The sequence below is a fragment of the Aquabacter sediminis genome (assembly GCF_028863665.1).
Lineage (GTDB): Bacteria > Pseudomonadota > Alphaproteobacteria > Rhizobiales > Xanthobacteraceae > L1I39.
This window is the reverse complement of sequence record NZ_JARBFX010000003.1, coordinates 184,559-204,707: the sequence shown is the minus strand read 5'-3', so window position 1 is coordinate 204,707 and position 20,149 is coordinate 184,559. Positions and strand designations below refer to the sequence as shown.

21 protein-coding genes and 1 tRNA gene are annotated in these 20,149 nt (G+C 66.8%); 15 read left to right on the top strand and 7 right to left on the bottom strand.

The window, feature by feature from the left end; genetic code table 11:
• Window positions 1–13: 13 nt before the first annotated feature.
• The 3 genes from PV781_RS06700 (at window position 14) to PV781_RS06690 (ending at window position 1,832) form a co-directional block, all read left to right on the top strand.
• A complete protein-coding gene (locus tag PV781_RS06700) occupies window positions 14–451 on the top strand; it encodes a YMGG-like glycine zipper-containing protein (RefSeq protein ID WP_274774858.1) in 438 nt (145 codons plus the stop codon).
• A 113-nt stretch (window positions 452–564) separates the two neighbouring features.
• On the top strand, window positions 565–1,179 hold the full coding sequence (locus PV781_RS06695) for a S1 family peptidase (RefSeq protein ID WP_274775174.1): 615 nt from the start codon (window positions 565–567) through the stop codon (window positions 1,177–1,179).
• Window positions 1,176–1,832: a hypothetical protein gene (locus PV781_RS06690; RefSeq protein ID WP_274774857.1), complete on the top strand. Its 657-nt coding sequence runs from the start codon at window positions 1,176–1,178 to the stop codon at window positions 1,830–1,832. The genes PV781_RS06695 and PV781_RS06690 overlap by 4 nt, the downstream gene beginning before the upstream one ends.
• 606 nt (window positions 1,833–2,438) lie before the next feature.
• Here PV781_RS06690 and PV781_RS06685 read toward each other — a convergent pair.
• A tRNA-Thr gene (locus PV781_RS06685) sits at window positions 2,439–2,514 on the bottom strand.
• Between the two features lie 791 nt (window positions 2,515–3,305).
• Between PV781_RS06685 and murA the strand changes: the two genes are divergently transcribed.
• The 5 genes from murA (at window position 3,306) to PV781_RS06660 (ending at window position 7,732) form a co-directional block, all read left to right on the top strand.
• Window positions 3,306–4,595 (top strand): UDP-N-acetylglucosamine 1-carboxyvinyltransferase, encoded by a 1,290-nt coding sequence (gene murA / locus PV781_RS06680; RefSeq protein ID WP_274774856.1) that lies wholly within the window; start codon window positions 3,306–3,308, stop codon window positions 4,593–4,595.
• A gap of 209 nt (window positions 4,596–4,804) precedes the next feature.
• Complete coding sequence (locus PV781_RS06675; protein WP_274774855.1) at window positions 4,805–5,269, top strand: DUF2948 family protein; 465 nt, start codon at window positions 4,805–4,807, stop codon at window positions 5,267–5,269.
• Window positions 5,270–5,466: 197 nt separating this feature from the next.
• Window positions 5,467–6,783: a histidinol dehydrogenase gene (gene hisD, locus PV781_RS06670; protein ID WP_274774854.1), complete on the top strand. Its 1,317-nt coding sequence runs from the start codon at window positions 5,467–5,469 to the stop codon at window positions 6,781–6,783.
• A complete protein-coding gene (locus PV781_RS06665; RefSeq protein ID WP_274774853.1) occupies window positions 6,780–7,265 on the top strand; it encodes a UPF0262 family protein in 486 nt (161 codons plus the stop codon). The genes hisD and PV781_RS06665 overlap by 4 nt, the downstream gene beginning before the upstream one ends.
• Before the next feature lie 2 nt (window positions 7,266–7,267).
• On the top strand, window positions 7,268–7,732 hold the full coding sequence (locus PV781_RS06660; RefSeq protein ID WP_274774852.1) for an arsenate-mycothiol transferase ArsC: 465 nt from the start codon (window positions 7,268–7,270) through the stop codon (window positions 7,730–7,732).
• A gap of 4 nt (window positions 7,733–7,736) precedes the next feature.
• Here PV781_RS06660 and PV781_RS06655 read toward each other — a convergent pair whose 3' ends face one another.
• A complete protein-coding gene (locus PV781_RS06655; protein ID WP_274774851.1) occupies window positions 7,737–8,966 on the bottom strand; it encodes a hypothetical protein in 1,230 nt (409 codons plus the stop codon).
• 370 nt (window positions 8,967–9,336) lie between these two features.
• On the opposite strand from PV781_RS06655, the gene PV781_RS06650 reads away from it, so the two are divergent.
• The 5 genes from PV781_RS06650 to PV781_RS06630 all read left to right on the top strand — a co-directional run bounded on the left by PV781_RS06650 (window position 9,337) and on the right by PV781_RS06630 (window position 14,032).
• The gene (locus PV781_RS06650; protein ID WP_274774850.1) at window positions 9,337–9,957 is read left to right on the top strand and encodes a Maf-like protein; all 621 of its coding nucleotides are present in this window, start codon (window positions 9,337–9,339) and stop codon (window positions 9,955–9,957) included.
• Entirely contained in the window at window positions 9,954–10,175 is a 222-nt protein-coding gene (gene yacG / locus PV781_RS06645) for a DNA gyrase inhibitor YacG (RefSeq protein ID WP_274774849.1), read from the top strand. Before PV781_RS06650 ends, yacG begins: the two co-directional genes overlap by 4 nt.
• A gap of 172 nt (window positions 10,176–10,347) precedes the next feature.
• Window positions 10,348–11,832, top strand: coding sequence for an aldehyde dehydrogenase (locus PV781_RS06640; RefSeq protein ID WP_274774848.1), 1,485 nt, complete (start codon window positions 10,348–10,350; stop codon window positions 11,830–11,832).
• Between the two features lie 66 nt (window positions 11,833–11,898).
• Window positions 11,899–13,311 (top strand): aspartate aminotransferase family protein, encoded by a 1,413-nt coding sequence (locus PV781_RS06635; protein WP_274774847.1) that lies wholly within the window; start codon window positions 11,899–11,901, stop codon window positions 13,309–13,311.
• A 331-nt stretch (window positions 13,312–13,642) separates the two neighbouring features.
• Window positions 13,643–14,032, top strand: a complete 390-nt coding sequence (locus tag PV781_RS06630) for a DUF1236 domain-containing protein (RefSeq protein WP_274774846.1) — start codon at window positions 13,643–13,645, stop codon at window positions 14,030–14,032.
• A gap of 68 nt (window positions 14,033–14,100) precedes the next feature.
• On the opposite strand, the gene PV781_RS06625 is transcribed toward PV781_RS06630, so the two are convergent.
• The 4 genes from PV781_RS06625 to PV781_RS06610 form a co-directional block, all read right to left on the bottom strand.
• Window positions 14,101–14,694, bottom strand: a complete 594-nt coding sequence (locus PV781_RS06625; RefSeq protein WP_274774845.1) for a glutathione S-transferase family protein — start codon at window positions 14,692–14,694, stop codon at window positions 14,101–14,103.
• A gap of 113 nt (window positions 14,695–14,807) precedes the next feature.
• Window positions 14,808–15,671 carry a 23S rRNA (adenine(2030)-N(6))-methyltransferase RlmJ gene (locus PV781_RS06620; protein WP_274774844.1) on the bottom strand — a complete coding sequence of 288 codons (864 nt, stop codon included), beginning with the start codon at window positions 15,669–15,671 and terminating at the stop codon, window positions 14,808–14,810.
• A gap of 34 nt (window positions 15,672–15,705) precedes the next feature.
• Window positions 15,706–16,359, bottom strand: a complete 654-nt coding sequence (locus PV781_RS06615; RefSeq protein ID WP_274774843.1) for a ribonuclease T2 family protein — start codon at window positions 16,357–16,359, stop codon at window positions 15,706–15,708.
• The gene (locus PV781_RS06610; protein WP_274774842.1) at window positions 16,356–16,814 is read right to left on the bottom strand and encodes a hypothetical protein; all 459 of its coding nucleotides are present in this window, start codon (window positions 16,812–16,814) and stop codon (window positions 16,356–16,358) included. Before PV781_RS06610 ends, PV781_RS06615 begins: the two co-directional genes overlap by 4 nt.
• A 267-nt stretch (window positions 16,815–17,081) precedes the next feature.
• Between PV781_RS06610 and PV781_RS06605 the strand changes: the two genes are divergently transcribed.
• Together PV781_RS06605 and PV781_RS06600 are read left to right on the top strand one after the other, a co-directional pair.
• The gene (locus tag PV781_RS06605) at window positions 17,082–18,380 is read left to right on the top strand and encodes an alanine racemase (RefSeq protein ID WP_274774841.1); all 1,299 of its coding nucleotides are present in this window, start codon (window positions 17,082–17,084) and stop codon (window positions 18,378–18,380) included.
• Between the two features lie 291 nt (window positions 18,381–18,671).
• The gene (locus tag PV781_RS06600) at window positions 18,672–19,022 is read left to right on the top strand and encodes a DMT family protein (RefSeq protein ID WP_274774840.1); all 351 of its coding nucleotides are present in this window, start codon (window positions 18,672–18,674) and stop codon (window positions 19,020–19,022) included.
• Between the two features lie 771 nt (window positions 19,023–19,793).
• Here the strand turns inward: PV781_RS06600 and PV781_RS06595 are convergent.
• Window positions 19,794–20,147 (bottom strand): hypothetical protein, encoded by a 354-nt coding sequence (locus PV781_RS06595; RefSeq protein ID WP_274774839.1) that lies wholly within the window; start codon window positions 20,145–20,147, stop codon window positions 19,794–19,796.
• Window positions 20,148–20,149 lie beyond the last annotated feature (2 nt).

Here is a 20,149-nt window from a genome sequence, read left to right as displayed (position 1 = left end):
GGAGATCGTTGTCATGAGCCTTGTCGTCTCGCTACGCAGCAGTGTGTTGCTCCTTTCCCTGGCCGGTCTGCTCAGCGCCTGCCAGACCGATTCCGTCGGTCCCAAAACCGTTGCCGGCGCCGGAATCGGCGCCGCCGTAGGTGGCCTCGGCTGCGCGGCGCTCGGCGGCAGTGCCGGGGCTTGCATTGCAAGTGCCGGTGTCGGCGCCTTGGTGGGCGGCGCCATCGGCGCGCAGCTGGACGAGCAGGATCGCCAGTTGCGCGAGGCTGCTCTTCGGCAGGCCGCCGCAACGGGGCGGCGCACCCAGTGGAAGAACGCCAAGAGCGGCAATAGCGGCAGTGTGACTCCTTTGCGGGCCGTGGTCCAAGGCGGCCAGTCCTGTCAGGTCGTCCAGGAGAAAGTGGCGGTGCAAGGCCACCTGACGACCAAGGAGGAGACCATCTGTAATTGAGCGTTCCCAACATGTCCCGTCCCGCCCCAGAAACCGGCCGCGCTCTGCGCGGCCGGTGGTCTACAAGACTCTTGAGGGGCGCCGTCGCCCTCGTTCTGGCGTGTCTCTTGATCGTGGACACGGTTAGGGGCGGCACGCTGCTGGGCGATGTCTACAATAAAGTGTTGCAGGAGCCAGTCTCACCGGACGACGTCATCGTAGGCAGCGGCTTCTTTATTCAACCCTCAGTCGTCCTTACCAGCGCGCATGTACTCGCGGGATGCCAATCCTTCATGGTGGAGAACCGTTATCTCGGGCTCCTTGAGGCTCGCCGGGGCAACGTTATCGGCGATCGGGACGCCGCGTTTTTGAACGTTAAAGGTGTCTCGGCTGACTTCCTGTCCGCCAGCGAGGTTCCTGCCAAGGGCGATCTGACCATTTTGGGCTTTCCAGCCGACCAAGGAGGCGATCGACTGCCACGAAGGTATCAAGTGCGCGGATTTGGCCGAAAGGACGACGTTTTGATGCTTTGGGGCGTCAATGTTCCGGCCGGCCTCTCCGGCGGCGCCATCGTCGACCAACGCGGCCAAGCCATCGCATTGCTTACCGGCCGGATCAATAATGGCGCGCACGACCTCATCGCATCGCCCATCGGGGCGTTCCGGCATGAAATCGAAGAGAAGGTGCTGGGTTCAATCTTCAGTTCGTCAACCGCGGAACGGGCTATAGTGAAGGTGAGATGCAAATGAGACGCATCCTGTTTTGCATCACACTGCTCTTGGTCAGCGTCTCGGCGGGGTTTGCTCAGGATTTCCTTACGGGTTCGGATCGCAGGCGCGTAATGGATGTGATCGACCAAACCTTGAAGGGAAATGACTGGGGGATGCCGCACAAATTCGATTTGCCCGGGAACCTGCGTGCGACGGTGACACCGGGCGCCATCATGTCCAAAGCGACCAGGTCGATCTGTGACGGCTGCCGGGATTGGTGCCGGACCTATACGCTGGTCACCGAGCAGGCGTTGAGCGCGGCGATCGAGGTCTTTGCCGGAGAGCGGTGCGTACGGGCGGGATCCGGATCTCCCAGTACAGCACTCTGGGAAGATCAACGCCCCCTCGAGCTCGTCATCGCCGCCAATGTCTACAGCGAATTACGCGACGGTCTTGTCGCTCTCCAGTACCTTGTGGATCGACCATCGGGGCCAGACGGCCTGCCCGTCGGGTTGCAGACAGCCATGGATGAGTTTCGTAGGGACGCAGGCCTTTCACCTCTTGGGACGCTCAAGCTTTCCGCCGCAGACTTGGCCGCCCTTCGCAGTACCGTTGCCCGCTCGAGGCGCCTGGCTCTTTGTGCGAGTTTTGCACGCTACACGGCGTGTGGCGAGACCCTCGGCGTGCGTTAAGCATCAAGGCCGGGAAATGGATCTGCCCTTCGAATGCGAGGCGGTGAGAGGGCGGAGGCAAGCTGGCGTCGTCGGCGCGAGGCCCAACGCCTTTCGCGCTGGCGCTGGGCTAACGCGAGCTTAGCGATCAGCGTGAGGACTGGATAACGGTCATCGACCCACCCGGGGAATTTGTCCGTCTGAACCCCGCCGCCGTTGCCTTCTCGCCCGCGAACTCCACATCGCATCGGCACCGCCTTCTCCTCCATGTGTGGCACCATCGAGCGGGAGGAATGGACAGGGCCGGCGGATCGCTTATCGTCGTTGCAGCCCGTAGAGCGTGTGGAATGCCGCGCGGGGTAGGGGCCCAAAATCGTGCTTGGCCCGTTGCCAGGCGCTGCTGGGGAGCATTGCTCTGCTGGGCGCTGGTCTCGCCTTCGCCCAGCCCCCCGCCACCAATCGCGCGCCCAATGCGGCATTTCAGCATAAATGGACGTTATCGCCCGCAGCGCCTCGCGCGCCAGGATTCAGCGCGAACCCGTGCGATCACACGCTGCGAATGACACCAAGCAAAGTCCTGCAAATGCGCAGCTTTGAAAGTTCGCGAGGCGGTATGAGGGGAAGAAATGGTGCCGCAAGAGGGATTCGAACCCCCGACCCCCTCATTACGAATGAGGTGCTCTACCAGCTGAGCTATTGCGGCATCCCGCGCCGTGTTCCGCGCCCTTTCGTGGCCGATAAGAGCCACGCACGCCTTCAGCCGCCGAAGCGGGCGAGGGCGATCGGGGAGTTCTCATACGTGGGTGTGTCGCCAGTTGCAAGCCCGGCTTTGCCGGTCGTCCCCAGGGCCGTGGCGACAAGCGCGCGGCGGACCGCTTCGGGCTGCGCGGGGCGGCGGGTGTCTTGTGCGGCAGGTCTTGTGCGGCAGGTCTTGCTCGGCCGCGTGTCTTTCTCGGCGCTTGTCTTGCGCAGCAGGTGTCTTGCGCAGCAGATGTGGCGGGGATAACCAACGGGCATGTCCAGCGATCCCGACAAGACGGCCCGTCTCGCCAGTGCCCTGCGCGCCAATCTTGCGCGGCGCAAGGCGCAGGGCCGCGCGCGATTGGCGGCGGAACAGGGGCGGGATGCCGGCGCGGACACCCGCGATGACCCAAGGGGCGAAAAGGGAGATTCTGGGCAGGGGGATCCGGGGCAAGAGGCGCCCGCCGCCCCTCCGGGCTCGCAATCTGCTTCATTGCAAATGGACGAGGCGCCCGCCGTGGGGCCCGCGAATGGGGAAACTGCGTCCGCTCCATCGATGGGGAACTCACCCGCGCCGTCGTCTTCAGCCGCAAAGCCGCAGGTCTGAGCCCTCGATCCGCAAAAGCCCGGAGGGCAGGGTGCAAGGCGGGGTGATTGTGCCGGCCGCCCGCGCGGGCTAGACACGCTCTTTAGCCTCCGTAAAGGGCGGGGCGCGCAGAGATGCGCCGGAGGCAAGCAAGGAGCGTTTTGCGCATGGACAAGATCCGCATTGTCGGCGGCCAGCCCCTCAAGGGCTCCATACCCATTTCCGGCGCCAAGAACGCCGCATTGCCGCTGATGATTGCGAGCCTGCTCTCCGAGGAAAAGCTGATCCTGGAGAATGTCCCGCGCCTTGCGGACGTGGCCCTGCTCCAGCGCATCCTGGGCAATCACGGGGTGAACATCACCACCAATGGCAAGCGCGTGGGCGATGACCCCCATGCCGGCCAGACGCTGGAGCTGGATGCCCGCGTCATCGTGGACACCACGGCCCCTTATGATCTCGTCTCCCGCATGCGGGCGAGCTTCTGGGTGGTCGGCCCGCTCCTGGCGCGCATGGGCGAGGCGCGGGTGTCGCTGCCCGGCGGCTGCGCCATCGGCACCCGGCCGGTGGACTTCCATCTGGACGCCCTGCGCGCGCTCGGCGCCGAGATCGACATCGACCAGGGCTATGTGATCGCCCGCGCCCCAAAGGGGCTCACCGGCGCGCGCATCGCCTTCCCGAAGGTCTCGGTGGGCGCCACCCACACCGCGCTCATGGCCGCAGCCCTCGCCCGGGGCGAAACGATCATTGAGAATGCCGCCCGGGAGCCGGAAATCGCCGATCTCGCGGCCTGCCTGGAAAAGATGGGCGCGCGAATCAGCGGCGCGGGGACATCCACCCTTCAGGTGGAGGGTGTCGCCCGCCTGCGGGCCGCGCGCCATGCGGTGCTGCCCGACCGGATCGAAACCGGCACCTATGCCATGGCCACCGCCATGGCGGGGGGCGACGTGACGCTGCTGGGCGCACGGGCGGACCTCTTGGAGAGCGCGCTCGATACGCTGCGTCAGGCCGGGGCCGAGATCGACGTGACCAATGAAGGTATCCGCGTGCGCCGTAATGGCGCCGGCATCTTCCCGGTGGATGTGGAAACCCAGCCCTATCCGGGCTTTCCCACCGACCTGCAGGCCCAGTTCATGGCGCTGATGACCCGTGCCAAGGGCCGCTCGCACATCACCGAGACCATCTTCGAAAATCGCTTCATGCACGTCCAGGAACTGGCGCGGCTTGGCGCCCGCATCCAGCTCGACGGCGACACCGCCACCATCGAGGGCGTGGAGCGGCTGAAAGGGGCGCCGGTCATGGCCACCGACCTGCGCGCCTCGGTCTCGCTGGTGATTGCTGGGCTTGCCGCCGAAGGCGAGACCATGGTGCAGCGGGTCTACCACCTGGATCGCGGCTTCGAGCGGCTGGAAGAAAAGCTCTCCCGCTGCGGGGCGCAGATCGAGCGCATCAGCTCCTGACCTGACGCAGGGCCCACGGCGCCGCAGACCCTTGCACCACCGGGGGCGCGACGCTATCTGCCCGATCAGAGGGCGATCCATTTGCCCGGAGGCCGGACAGCCTTCGCGACGTGGCGTGGATCGCACGCGATCAATGGGGTGGGAGCCTGATCCCATCAGGCTCCGGGCAAGAGGGCGAACCGACGGCCCCGGAACAAGGCGGACGCATCATGGATGGCCTCAAGCTGCTCGCGCTGGACATGGAAGACCTTGCGGTCATTTCCGCGCACCTGCAGGACGCGGTGGTGAAGGTGAAGGACATGGGCTTCCTGCCCAGTTCCCAGCGCTTTGCCCTGCTGCTGAACCGCTTCGACTGGGACAGCAAGGAAACCGCCAGCCAGAATGTGCGCCGGCGCGCCGGACTGCATTTCGAGCGCGTCAGCGCCGCCAAGGTGCGCGGCATCGACCTGAAGAACAGCGAGGCGGTGCTGAACCTCCTCGCGATCACGTTTGCCCCCGAGGAGGAGCCCTCCGGCACCGTCGCCCTGACCTTTTCCGGTGGCGGCGAGATCCGGTTGACGGTGGAGTGCATTGAGGCCCGGCTGGGCGATCTCGGCCCCGCCTGGGGGTGCTCCAAGGCGCCCGCCCATGAGGTCCCCCTCGGCGCTGGCCCGGCCAAGGACGCCTCGCTCTGAGCCGGCGGATGCCCCGGACGGCGCGACGCGGCGCCGCGTGGCGCAAAAATAAGCCCATTTGGGTGGCCCACCGCTACCCAGGCCGTGGGGAAATGCTCTAGAGCCTTGACCTGACTCGTCTGTCTTGAAGGAAAGAGAGAGCGGCCACCGTCGGCAGGGGCCATGTTCCTGTCGCGGCTCGCACTCCAGGAAACGGCATGCCCATCCGTATTGACGCCCAGAGCCCCGATTTCCCCGCCGCCTTCGCCGCCTTCCTGGCCGGCAAGCGGGAAGTGTCCGTGGACGTGAACGCCGCCGTGGCGGAGATCATCGCCGACGTGCGCGCCCGCGGCGACGACGCGCTGATCGACCTGTCCCGCCGTTTCGACCGGGTGGATCTAGCAGCGCTGGGGATCAGGGTCACCGATGCGGAACTGGACGCCGCCATCGGACAGGTCCCCGCCGAGACGCTGGAGGCCCTGACCTTCGCGAAGGCCCGCATCGAAGCGCACCATGCCCGCCAGAAGCCGCAGGACGAGCGCTATACGGACGCGGTGGGCGTGGAGCTGGGCCAGCGTTGGACGCCGGTGGACGCGGTCGGCCTCTATGTGCCGGGCGGTACGGCGGCCTATCCCTCCTCGGTTCTCATGAATGCGGTGCCCGCCAAGGTGGCGGGCGTGCCGCGCGTGGTGATGGTGGTGCCGGCCCCCGACGGGGTGATCGCGCCCCTGGTGCTCGCGGCCGCGCGCCTGGCAGGCGTGGACGAGGTCTATCGCGTGGGCGGGGCGCAGGCGGTGGCGGCGCTGGCTTATGGGACGCAGACCCTTGCTCCGGTGGACAAGATCGTCGGCCCCGGCAACGCCTATGTGGCCGCCGCCAAGCGGCAGGTGTTCGGCAAGGTGGGCATCGACATGGTGGCCGGCCCGTCCGAGGTGCTGATCCTGGCTGATGACACCGCCAATGCGGACTGGATCGCGGCGGACCTTCTCGCCCAGGCCGAGCACGACACCGCCGCCCAGGCGATCCTCGTCACGCCCAGCGCCGCTCTGGCGGACCGGGTGGAGGCGGCGGTGGAAGGCATGCTGAAGACCTTGCCCCGTGCGGAGATCGCCGGCGCCTCCTGGCGCGACCATGGCGCCATCCTCCTGGTGCCCGATCTTGATTCGGCCATTCCGCTGGTGGACCGGGTGGCGCCCGAGCATCTGGAGATTCAGTGCGTGGACGCCGAGCGCCTCGCATCCGCCATCCGCCATGCGGGCGCGATCTTCATCGGGGCCCACACGCCCGAAGCCATCGGCGATTATGTGGGCGGCACCAACCATGTGCTGCCCACGGCGCGCTCCGCCCGTTTCTCCTCGGGCCTTGGCGTCCTGGATTTCATGAAGCGCACCTCGATCCTGAAGTGCAGCGCCGAGGCGCTTCAGGTGATCGGCCCGGCGGCGGTGCGCCTGGCCCAGGTGGAGCGGCTCGATGCCCATGGCCGCTCCATTCTCATCCGTTCCAATGCCGGGGCGCCGGGGGGACCAACCCAATGACCAAGGCCAAGCCGGTGAACCGCCTCTGCGCGGTCCATCTCGACGAAGGGTCCATCGGGCGCGGCGGCGCGGATGTGGAGCATGAGCGGGCGACCGCGATTTATGACCTCCTGGAGGACAATCGCTTCGCGCCCAACAATGATCCGGGGCAGGGGCCCTATGTCCTCAATATTGGACTGGTGGACAATCGCCTGGTGCTGGACATCCAGCGCGAGGGCGGTGAGCGGGTGGTGCAACACCATCTGTCGCTGACGCCCTTCCGCAAGGTGGTGAAGGACTATTTCCTCATCTGCGAGAGCTATTACGCCGCCATCCGCACCGCCTCGCCCACCCAGATCGAGGCCATCGATATGGGCCGGCGCGGGCTGCACAATGAGGGCTCGGAGCTGTTGCAGGAGCGCCTCAAGGACAAGATCGAGGTGGATTTCGACACCGCCCGCCGCCTCTTCACCCTCATCTGCGCGCTCCACTGGAGGGGTTGAGGGTGGCCGAACCTTCTGCGGTATCTTCGCGCTCAGCGCGGCCGCAATCGGTGCTGTTCATCTGCGGACAGAACGTGGTGCGCTCCGTCATGGCGGCGGCGCTGGCCAAGCACCTTTATGGCAAATCGATTTATGTGGGCTCCGCCGGCGTCATCGCAGGCGAGGCGGACCCCTTCGTGACCGCCGTGATGGACGAGCTGGGCCTCGACGTGCAGCGCCACCGTCCCAAAAGCGTGGACGAGCTGGAGGAATATGAGGGGCTGGGCTTTGACCTGGCCATCTCGCTCTCCCCCGATGCCCACCACAAGGCGCTGGAACTGACCCGCACCAACGCGCTCGACGTGGAATATTGGCCCACTTCCGACCCGACCCTGGAGACGGGCAACCGCGAGCAGCGCCTGGAGGCCTATCGGGCCGTCCGCGACGAACTGGACAAGCGCATCCGCGCGCGGTTTCGCGCGCCCTGATCCCTCAGGGCATCGGCTTGCCCCACACCGCCAGGAGCGGCCGCTTGATGGCCAAGGCGAGCGGGTGGGCGTCCACCTTCTGCGGATAGAGCATGGTGACCGGACCCGGTGGGAAATAGGCGTAGATTCCGGGCAGCAGGCCATAGAGCACGGCGCCCGCGGCCAGCAGGCCGGAGCCGGTGCGCTTCAGCGGCGTCACGCCGGGGCAGGGGGTGCGCGAGCGCAGTTCCGCCGCCAGCAGAAAGAGCAGGCCCGCACTGAAATTGGAGATGGTGAGAAGCCGCGAGAGGTCCCAGGCGATGGCCAGCACGCTCACCGGCAACAGCCCCGCCAGCGCCAGCGCCCCATTGCGCCAGTCCGGTCGGGTCCGCCAGAACAGGAGACCCAGGCACGCGATGAGCGTCGGCAGAAGGAAGAAGGCGAAGTTGCCCGCGTCGTAGAGCGGCGAGCGGGCGAAGTGGTCCGCCATGATGGCGAGCATGTGACCCACGCCCTGGCCGAATTGCTGCTGAATGAGGACCTGCTTCACCTCCGGGCTCAGCGGCATGCGCCCCACTTGGGCAAGGGTGGCGGCCGGGTCCGCCAGCACGGTGACCGCCACCGCCACCGCCAGTCCCAGCACGCCGAGCCCCGCGAGCGCCCAGAGCGGGATGCGCTTGCGCCGGTCGGGTGGCGTGCCGGGCAGGAGGCCCGCCGCCAGCGCCATGGGCAGCAGGAAGACAAAGAATTCGTGCACCAGCGGGCCGATGATCACGGGAATCAACGCGAGCCAGACCCGTCCCCGCCACAGCAGCAGGGCGGCGAGGGTGGCGAGCGCCAGCACCTGCGCATCCAGGAAGCCCGCATTGTAGGAGACGAGCGCCCAGCCTTGCGCGGTAAAGGACCACAAGGCGAGGCCCAGGAACACGATCTGCGCCCGGCCCTGCAGGCGCACCATGATGGTGGCGGCGAGGGCGCAGAAGGTGACGGCGAGGAAGGCAAGGCAGGTGCCGTGGAAGATGAGCACCGGTCGCGTCAACGCGGCTTCGCCCAGTGTGCCGAACAGGCGGTGGAAGACCGCTCCGGTGAGCCCACGCCGCACCAAGCCGTCCTCATAGGTGATGTACCAGTAGGGCAGGCCCCAGCCCTGCACCACGCCCCGCCAGCCCTTCAGAAGGTCGAGCCAGACGAGAATGCCGAACAGGGCGAACCAGGTGGCGAATTCGCGCGCGCGGGCGGCGTTCACGGTCGGCATGCGGCCACTCCCTGTCCCGCCTGCGATGGGCGGTCCCTTCTGGCGTCCCCGGGGTGCGCGACCGGAGCCGCGTCCCGCCCGCTCCCCGCCGCGTGCCCCGTAGCATAGCCCGAGTCGCCGCGCCACGCCTCCCGGCTCACCGCCCGGGTCCGGCCGGGACACGCGCGCGGGTATGGCTCTAACGCGCTCATACAAAGGGCGTTTTGCTCCAAAGGGCAAAGCGGCGCGCACCGTCGGACCTCGCCAGGCCGGTGGGCGCGGCCGTGCTTTGCGCGCATCGCCGTTCACACCGCGCCGCCTTTGGGTTAGCGTCCGCCCGCCGCCCGTTGGGGCCAGCCGGCGGCCGCCGGCAGCGCGATAAGAGGACGACGTGAAGGAAAAGGTTCAACTTGTATTGGCCTCGGGCTCGCCCCGTCGCCTCGCGCTCCTCAATCAGGCCGGGATCGAGCCGGATCATCTGATGCCGGCGGACATTGACGAGACGCCCGAGCGCGGGGAGCTGCCCCGGCGGCTCGCCGTGCGGCTGGCCGAGCAGAAAGGGGAGCTGGTGGCGGCGCGTGCCCGCGAGGCCGGCCTTCATGCCATCGTCCTCTCCGCCGACACCGTGGTGGCGGTGGGCCGGCGCATCCTGCCCAAGCCCGAATTGCGGGACGAGGCGGAAGATTGCCTGCGCCTCCTGTCGGGGCGTGCCCATCGGGTGTTCACGGGCCTGTGCCTTGTCACGCCCAAGGGCCGTGCGCGCACCCGCCTGGTGGAGACGCGCCTGCGCTTCCGCCACCTCTCCCACGAGGATGTGACCGCTTACCTCGATTGCGGGGAATGGCGGGGCAAGGCCGGCGGCTATGCCATCCAGGGCATTGCCGGCACGTTCGTTGTGAAGCTGACAGGCTCCTATACATCGGTGGTGGGCCTGCCCTTGCCGGAAACGGTGGCCATGCTCTCAGGAGAGGGCTATCCGGTGCGCGCGGGCTGGGCGGAGCGGGCGGCATGAGCGGCGGCGCCAACGACAATGAAAAGAGAGGTGGCAGCAATGCCATGGGCCGGGCCTGTCCCATTTGTGGCAAGCCCACCGTGGAGGCCTATCGCCCCTTCTGCTCCAAGCGCTGCGCCGACGTGGACCTCAATCGCTGGCTGACCGGCGCCTATGCCATTCCGGTGGTGGCGGATGAAGACGAGGACGGCGAGCAGCCGGATACCCCGCGCTCCTAGGGGCTGGGCGCACCGGTTGCGTGACGGGGGGTGTTTTTAGCGCGAGCGGCGCGGTAAGAATGGGGCATGGAGCGCCTCGGCGCCCCCGTGGCCGGCCCCCGCATCCGCCGTCCCCGGTCTCAACGGGCCTCCGCGCGGCCCGAGGGTGCCTGTGAGTTGCAGGAGTTCGCGCATGACCGTCGCGGCACGACACGCACCGGTGGCAGCGCCCATCTTTCGCACCGACGCCTTCATCAACGGGCGGTTCGTCCCCGCCCAAAGCGGCCGCCGCTTCGTCGCGGTCAACCCGGCCACCGGCCAGCCGTTGGCGGAAGTCGCATCCTGCGATGGCAAGGACGTGGATCTTGCCGTCCAGGCCGCTCGCACCGCCTTCGAGGACCGCCGCTGGGCCGGCCTGAAGCCGGGCGAGCGCAAGCGCATCCTGGTCAAGTTCGCCGAACTGGTGCGTGCCGCCCGCGAGGATCTGGCGCTCACCGAGACGCTGAACATGGGCAAGCCCATCTCGGATGCCCGCTCCATCGACGTGCGCGCCACCGCCGACGCCATCGCCTATTATGGCGAGGCGGCGGACAAGGTGTATGGCGAGATCGCCCCCACCTCCGATGACAATCTCGCCCTCATCATGCGCGAGCCCCTCGGCGTCGTGGGCTGCGTGACGCCGTGGAACTTCCCCATGATCATGGCGGCGTGGAAGTTCGCGCCGGCGCTGGCCATGGGCAATTCGGTGGTGCTGAAGCCGGCCGAGGAATCCCCGCTCACCGCCCTGAAGCTTGCCGTGCTGGCGCAGGAGGCGGGCATTCCCGACGGCGTGTTCAACGTGGTGCCGGGCCTTGGCGAGGAAGCCGGCGCGGCGCTCGGCCTGCACCCCGACGTGGACGCCATCGGCTTTACCGGCTCCACCGAGGTGGGCCGGTATTTCATGCGCTACTCCGCCGACAGCAATTTGAAGCGCGTGGCGCTGGAGCTGGGCGGCAAGACCGGCTTCGTGGTGGCCCATGACGTGCCGGACCTGGACGCCGTGGCGGAGGCCGCCGCCGCCGGCATCTTCTTCAACCAGGGCGAAATGTGCACCGCCGGATCCCGCCTTCTGGCGGACTGGCGCATCAAGGACGAACTGGTGGAGCGCATCGCCGCCGCCGCGCAGAAATGGATGCCGGACGATCCGCTTAACCCGGAAGCCCCGGCCGGCGCGGTGGTGAGCGCCGTGCACCAGAAGCGGATCCTCGCCGCCATCGACGAGGGCCTCGCCGAAGGCGCCCGCCTGGTGGTGGGCGGCACGGCGGTGCGCGAGGAGACGGGCGGCGCCTTCGTGGCGCCCACCGTCTTCGACGGTGTGGAGCCCCATTCGGCGCTGGCCCAGAAAGAGATTTTCGGGCCGGTCCTCTCTGTCATCGGCTTTGACGGCCTCGACGAGGCGGTGGAGATCGCCAACAACACCGTCTACGGCCTCGGTGCGGCGGTGTGGAGCGGCGACCTTGGTGCGGCCCACAAGGTGGCGCGGCGCTTCAAGGCAGGCGTCGTCTATGTGAACTGCTTCGATGCCGACGACATCACCACCCCCTTCGGCGGCGTGAAACAATCCGGCTTCGGGCGGGACAAGTCCCTGCACGCGCTGGAAAAGTATTCCGACCTCAAGACCATCTGGACGCGGCTGTGAGGTCTGCGCCCCGCCGCTGTCCGACCTGTTTTCGTGCCTGATCGACAACCCAGGAGTGTGCCCATCGTGTCATCTGCCCCGGTTTCAAACTCCACCGCCCACTGGCGTCACCTCGACGCCGCGCATCACCTGCATCCCTTCTCCGACACCAAGTCGCTGAATGCGGAAGGCGTCCGGGTCATCACCCACGCGCAGGGGAGTTACATCTACGATTCCGAGGGCAACAAGATCTTGGACGGCATGGCGGGCCTCTGGTGCACCGCCGTGGGGCACGGCCGGCATGAGATCGTCGACGCGATTTCCGGCCAGTTGAAGAAGCTCGATTATTACAACACCTTCTTCAAGACCACCCATCCTGCGGCCGCCGAACTGGCCGCCGCCATCGCCGAGGTGGCCCCCGAGGGCATGAACCATGTCTTCTTCACCTCCGGCGGGTCGGAGGCGGTGGACACGGTGCTGCGCATGGTGCGCCATTATTGGGCGGCGCTGGGCAAGCCGGAAAAGCACATCTTCATCGCCCGCAAGAACGCCTATCACGGCTCCACCGTGGCCGGTGCCAGCCTTGGCGGCATGAAGCCCATGCACGCCCAGGGTGGCCTGCCCATTCCCGGCATCGTCCATGTGCAGCAGCCCTATTGGTGGGGCGAGGGCGGTGACATGGACCGCGAGGCGTTCGGCCTCTACGCCGCCCAGGAAGTGGCCCGCGCCATCGACGCGGCGGGGGCGGAGAATGTGGCGGCCTTCATCGGCGAGCCCATCCAGGGCGCCGGCGGCGTCATCATCCCGCCCTCCACTTATTGGCCGGAAGTGCAGAAGATCTGTCGCGAGCGGGACGTGCTGCTGGTGTCTGACGAAGTCATTTGCGGCTTTGGGCGCACGGGCGAGTGGTTCGGCTGCCAATATATGGGCGTGCAGCCGGACCTCATCACCTTTGCGAAGGGCGTCACCTCCGGCTATTTCCCGCTGGGCGGCGTCATCGTGGGCGATCGGGTGGCCGAAGGCTTCATCGAGCATGGCGGCGACTTCAATCACGGCTACACCTATTCCGGCCATCCCGGCGGGTGCGCGGCGGCGCTGGCCAACATCAAGATCCTCCAGGACGAAAATCTGGTGGAGCGGGTCAAGACCGACATCGGCCCCTATCTCCAGGAGCGCTGGCTGAAGCTCGCTGATCATCCCCTGGTGGGCGAGGCACGGATGGTCGGCCTCATCGGCGCGCTGGAACTTACCCCCGACAAGGCCACCCGCGCCCGCTTTGCCGCTGAGGAAGGCACCATCGGCCTTATCTGCCGCGACTTCTCGTTCCGGTCCGGCCTCGTCATGCGGGCGGTGCGCGACAGCATGATCCTCGCCCCGCCCTTCACCTTGAGCCATGCGGAGGCGGACGAACTGGTCGCCACCGCCCGCAAGGTGCTGGACCTGACCTATGCCGAGCTGAAGCAGCGGGACCTTCTGAAGGCGGCGCCCGCCGCGGCCTGAGGCCGGAGCGCGTTTCACGCCACACCGGTGAAGCCAGAACGCCCGGGCCCTGCGCCCGGGCGTTTTTACGTGGGCGGCCGCGGAGGCCGTGGAACTGCTTTGCCGGCGGATTTTTTCCCGCCGGCTTGAGGGCGGCGGGAACCACGATCGCCCATGGCGCGTTTGCCTCGCCGGACCTCGTACATGTTCTCTTTATGATGAGCGCTCGGTTGGGCCTCGGCATTCTTTGCTGCATTGCTTCTAAGAATATAGAAGCTGATAAGTAAAGGGTATGTGGAACACTTTTGTCACGGCGGAGTTTAAATGATGGTTCGCTAGACAGGAGAGATCCATGCGAAATCATCTTTGTGCTGGTGCGGTTGTTCTTGCCGCGCTCGCTCCCGGTTTCGCCTTCGCGCAGGCTTCGACCGCGACGGGCGCCATTGGCGGTGCTGCAGTAGGGGCGGTTGTGGGCGGCCCCGTGGGCGCGGTCGTGGGTGGAGCCGTGGGGGCCACCATGGGTGCGGCGGCCGAGCCGCCGGCAGAGGTGCGCACCTATGTGCTGGAGGAGAGCCGTCCGTCCTATCGCGTCGAGCGCGAGGTGGTGGTTGGCGAGCCCCTGCCGCCGGACGTGCAGGTCTACGCGGTACCCAAGTATGACAAGTATCGCTACACGGTCGTCAACGACCAGCGGGTGATCGTCGATCCTGAGACCCGCAAGGTGATCCAGATCGTCCGGTAATCCCTCGTACGCGTATGCAAAATGGCCGCTCCCGGGGCTCGGGGGCGGCCATTTTTCGTTTTCCGGGATCAGGAGGGCGCGCTGTCGAGGAAGAGCGGCACGCGCTTCACGAAGCTGTCGTACCACGCGACCAGACGGGGATGATCGGTCCGCCACCGGCCCTCGAGGCGGAAGTCCAGGTAACCCAGCGCGCAGGCGAGCGCGATGTCGCCCACGGTGGGGTCACGATCGACGGGTGGGGGCGCGGCTTCCAGGGCGTCGAGGGCGGCGGCCACCTTGCCGGCCTGATGGTCCAGCCACTTGGCCACCCGATGCTCTTCCGGCCGGAAGCGCACCTCATAGACCTGGAGCAGGGCGGCGTCGGCGATGCCGTCGGCAAGCGCCTCCAGGCGCATTTCCTCGAACTTGGCCTCGGGGTCGGAGGGCAGCAGGCGCCCACCGGAGAGGTGGTCGAGATAGGCCAGGATCACCGAGGAATCATAAAGCGGCCCCTTACCTTCCCGCAGCAGGATGGGGATCTTGCCCAGCGGATTGTGGCTGCGCAGGGTGGCATCGGGATTGAGGGTGTCCGCCAGGTCCAGTTCCAGCGGAATGCCCACCAAAGCGGCGGCGACACGAACCTTGCGGGCGAAAGGCGAGGTGGGGGAATAGCGCAGACGCATGCGAACTCTCTTGGAAGGGAAACACCCTTGAGCGGGTTCGACAAAAGGCGTACCCGGCTTCGCGCCCGTGAGATAGGGGCCGGTCCGAGTTTTTCGCCGGCAACGGGCCCGCTTCAGCCTTCCGGGGTCAGCCAGCCGACCCGCACGCGCCCCTTGCCGTCCCGCGCCAGGAGCGGGGCCAGCGCGGTGAGGATGGTGCGCATCTCCTCCGCCAGTGTGAAGGGCGGATTGACGATGATGAGGCCGGAGCCAGACAAAGTGTCGAGGCTGCGCACTTCGGAGAAATCGATCTCCACCCGCAGCGTCTTGGGCATGTGAAGGCGCGCCACATCCTTGCGGAAGGCGTCCACCGCCCGCAAATCCTTGATGGGATACCAGAACATGAAGGTGCCGGTGGCGAAGCGCTCATAGGCGGCCTTCAGGCCGAGCCGCATGCGGTCGAACTCGCCGGGCTCCTCGAAGGGCGGGTCCACAAGCAGCAGGCCGCGCCGCTCGCGCGGCGGCAGATGGGCGCCGATGGCGTGCCAGCCATCCTGGAGCAGCACCTTGGCGCGCTTGTCCTCGCCCAGATGCTTTTCCAGCTTCTGCTTCTCTTCCCGGTGCAGGTCGCAGAACAAGAACCGGTCCTGCGGCCGCCCGAGAGCCAGAGCAAGGGCCGGGGAGCCGGGATAGCGCTTGGGTCCGGCATGGGCGCGCAGGGCGCGGATGGCGTCCAGGTAGGGGGCGAGCAAGGCAAGGGCGGGCGCGGCGATCTCCCCCGCATCGGCAGCGGCCAGCACCTTCTCGATCCCCAGCTCCGCCTCGCCGGTGCGCTGGGCATTGGTGCCGGCGAGGTCATAGAGGCCCGCGCCCGCATGGGTGTCCACCACACGATAGGGGGAGTCCTTGCGGGCGAAATAGGTGAGGATGCGCGCCAAGGCGGCATGCTTCATCACATCGGCCGGATTACCGGCATGAAAGGCGTGGCGGTAGTTCATGGGACCGTTCCGGCGGTTCTGCGGACGCGGCCGCTTAGGGAAGGGGCCGCGGGGGCGGCACGTCGAGGCTGCGCCCGGCGCCGCAGGCGCGGCGGTCCACCTCCGGGCAGGAGGTGAAGGCGAACTCGCTGGTCATGCACACCCGCACCTCCTTCAGGCGCCCATCCGAGCAACTCACCGCAATCATGTCGGCGCCGAGCCCCGGATTGGCGGCGCGGAAAGCGGTTTCCACCTCCACCGGTGTCATCTGCAGCGGAGCTGTGGGCGCACGCAGGATCTCGGGCAGCGTCACGCGCGCGAAGGCGCTGCGCACGGCGCCGAAATAGGCGGCGGGGGAGAGGCCCGAGCAGGTGCCGTGGCGGCGCCACTCGTGCAGCACAAGCCCCTTGCTGGGCATGAGGTCGGTGATGCCGGAAATCACCTCGTCCGGCACGTAGGGGGCGGGGGACTGGCAGAAATCGGGAAAGCCGCGCTCATATTGCGGCCACAGCCCATGCACCACGAAGCCGCGCGGCTTGGCGGTGCGGCACTGGGCCGGGCTTGCCCGTTCGCTCAGGCAATAAGTGGGGCTCCAGGACAGAGCGAGCACGTAGAAGTCGAACGCGCCCGGCCGGTCGTCCCTGGCATCCGCCGCGCTGGCGCCGAGGACGAGAAGCCCGACCAGCGCCGCCAGCAGGCGGGAAATCACGGACGGGCCATCTTGCAGTCCGGCGCATAGGCGAGGTTGCGGTCCAGTCCCGTCACGCACCATTCCACGCCCCAGGTATAGCCCTGGAAGGAGCTGTCCGAGATGATGGAGTAAAAGACCTGGTGGGGCTTCGCATCGGACAGCACCACGGTGGCGCTGCAATAGCGGCGCGGCTGGAAGCCTTCGCCCCACGGCCGGAAGGCGATCTCGCGCACGTTGGAGAAGCTGTTGATGTTCAGCGCGCTGTTCCAATACATGCGCTCGGTCTCGGCAAAGCGCATGGAGATGGTGCCGAGCGCCAGCGGCTCGGAGCAGACCGGCAGCTCACCGTTATATTTGTCGTTGGGCAGCCAGAAATTGTCGAGCAGGGACGCGGCGCCGGCCGCGGACGCCGAAAGGGCGCAGGCGATGAGTGCCGCAAGGCCCGCCCGTCCGCTACGTACCGTGAGACCCATGCTCCACTCCCGTCCATGACCCATGCCAATTCTGGCGGACGATGCTGCGCCCGCGCGCCACGGTCAAGCGCATGGGGGCAACACTCGCCCGGAAAAGCGCGCAATCTTGGAGCAGTTTGTGAAGATGGTGCCTCCGAACTGACGTTGACCGCCCTCCGCGCCAGTGGCACCACTGACATGGGCTTGTGTCTTGGATGAGGGATCATGTCGAAATCCGGTTTCGCACCCCAGGTTGTGACAGGGGGAGCCGCGACGAGAGGTTCAGGCGTGGCGCAAAACAATCTCCCGCGTTTCACCACCGGGCGCGAGGCCGCGCTGCAATTGCGGCCCGACCAGCCGGTCTATTGCTTCCGCCCCTCGGTGCTGGCGCAGGATGCCCGCGCCTTCATGGCGGCGTTTCCCGGCAAGACCGCCTATGCGGTGAAGACCAATGGCGAGGACCAGGTGCTGGCGGAGCTCGCCCGTGCGGGCGTGAGCGTCTTCGACGTGGCAAGCCCGGCGGAATTTGCCGCCGCCCGCGCCGTCGCGCCCACCTCCGAGCTGCTCTACATGCACCCGGTGAAGGCCCAGTCGGACATCCGCCTCGCCTTCGAGCGCTATCGCGTGCGGGTGACGGTGGTCGATCACGAGGACGAGGTGGCCAAGGTGCTGCGCATCGTGCACGCGCTGGATCTGGACCCCGAGGAATTCACCCTGTTCGTGCGCATCGCCTCCAAGGGCGAGGCGGCCTATGAATTGTCGAAGAAGTTCGGCGCCGCCCCCGCCCATGCGGCCGAGCTGCTCCAGCGCATCGACAATATCGGCTTCAAGTGCGGCATCTGCTTCCATGTGGGCAGCCAGATGGAAGATCCCACCACCTTCGAGCGGGCCATCGCCACCGCGGCCGAGGTGCGGGACGCGGCCAAGGTGCCGATCGTGGCGCTCGACATTGGCGGTGGCTTCCCGGCCTCCTATGCGCTCGACCCGCGCAAGCCCAATGCGGCCATGCCGCCGCTCGGCGAGCTCATGCGCTCCATCCTGGGCGCGGTGGAGAAGTACGGCTTTGGCGGCACGCCGCTGGTGGCCGAGCCCGGCCGGGTGATCGTAGCGCGGGCCTATTCTGTTCTGACGCGGGTGATGCTCAAGAAGGGGCAGCGCCTCTATATCAATGACGGCATCTGGTCCTCGCTCTCCGACAGCTGGACCGGCAAGCTTCTGCTGCCCGTGAACCACATTCCCGATCCCGCCCGCCGCCGGCGCTCGGGCGACCCCAACAAGATGGTGCCCTTCCGCATCTATGGCGCCACCTGCGACAGCGTCGATGTGCTCTCGCGTCCCTTCTATCTGCCGGAGACGGTCGATACGGGGGACTGGATCGAGATTGGCCATATCGGCGCCTATTCCCTCTCCCTGCGCACGCGGTTCAACGGCTTTTATCCCGACACCTTCGTCGAGGTGAGCGAGCCGTTCGAGCCGAACGTGCCGGGCTTCGTGGCGGCCGAGCCGGAGCGGCGCAGCGGGGTGGATCGCCGTGCGGGCGAGGACAGCCGGGGCGAGGCGAATGCGGAGACGTTGGAGAACCGCTGAAGTCTGCAACGTCTCTTAAGGGTCAGATCAAGGCCGGCTCCGGGTTTCCGGGCCGGCCTTTTCTTTTGCCGGTGGCGCTGGCGACGGCTCAATCCAACAGGTTCGAGGGCGATCACCGACCGGATGGAACCGCCAGCGGTTCCATCCGGTCGGACCGTGGCCTAGCGAAGCCTTAACCATCTCCGCGCCGGAAGCGGGGGCGCAGGGCGTTTGGAGAGCCCTCGTTAATAGGGTGGGGCCAAGGGTGGCGCGCGGTCCTGCGATAGGGGCCGGCCGTCCTGTGGAGCCTCCATGCCCCTCTCGCTCTCCGCCATCCTGCCCATTTTGATGCTGTTGGCCTCGAACGTCTTCATGACCTTCGCCTGGTACGGCCACCTCAAGTACAAAACCTCCGCCCTCGCATTGGCGGTGCTGGTGAGCTGGGGCATTGCCTTCTTTGAATATTGCCTTGCGGTACCTGCTAACCGCATCGGGTCGGACTTCTATACGACAGCACAGCTGAAGACCATCCAGGAGGTCATCACCCTGATGGTTTTTGCTGGTTTTTCAGTGCTTTACCTGAAAGAGCCCCTGGGCTGGAACCATGCGGTGGGCTTCGCCTTCATCGTCGCCGGCGCATACTTCATTTTCCACAAATTCTGAAAGCCGCTGGCGGGACGCGGGGGAGGGGGGAAGGGCTGCGATCTTCACTCTTAATGTAAAAAATTAACCATAATATACTGATATTTAATGAAAAAATGCTTTTCTTAAACCAACTTCCTAACTTGAAGCTTTAAGAGTGGGCCGCTGCGTGCATCGCTTCTGCCTCACTTCAACTGTTGCCGTATTTTCATATTTTTCAATATTTTATGGTTAATTTATAAGGTTAACTGCCCGCCCGGCTGGGACCGGCGCGGTTCCGTCCGTTGGGGCACCATTTCGGTGGGGACGGTCGACGGGCGTGGAGGGGCGCGCGTCCAGGCCGTCCGGCTACCGAGGGCTTTTGAAGGGCCCGTTGCGTCACTCAGCGCCGTCCGTGTGTCTCGACGGGGCATGCGGACGCCGCTCGTGCCCGCGTCCGATTTCATGTCGGGGAGGGGGACTTGGCCAACCCCGGTGCCCACAGGAGGGCGCGCAGGGCGCGTTTCACGCCACCTGCCCTCCGCCCGTATAGGTCTGGGCGCGGGAGAAAGGGGCGCGGGAAAAGACGCGACAGAGGAAGCGGGACATCGGAGCGAGGCGGCTGCAGCTTGAAAGCTGCGCCATGGCCAAGGGGGTTCGCGCGGTGTCAAACGAGGGCGGTGATGCGACGCTACGGGCGCCGTCGGTCCCCCGGAGGGAAAAAAGAAAACGGCCGTCGTGTCGCCACGCCGGCCGTCTTCGGTCGATGATCTATTGTCTGGGCGGAGCGCCCGGATCTGCGGCCGTCAAGCCTCAGTAGCTGCGACGGGCACGAACGGGCACCGGCCGGAGCCGTGCGGTGCGCCGCTCCTGCAGGCGATGGCCCAGCACGACGGCAATTCCAAGCGCGGCCAGCCCCGCCCCGATGGCGATGCCGAACGCGAAGGAGGAGCCGCCTGCATTGTCGAGGAGGAGGGTGGCGGCCGCCGCGCGGTCCACGGTCAGGACGAAGGTGACCGCGCAGATGGCGATCATCAGAGCCACCGTCAGGGCCACCTGGGTCATGGCATCGCCCGCCTTGTGATTGCGCACGACCCGAGCAAGCGCGTCCGGATCGGCGGCGGAGGGGCCCACCTGAAGCATTCCGTACTCACGAAACTCGGACATGA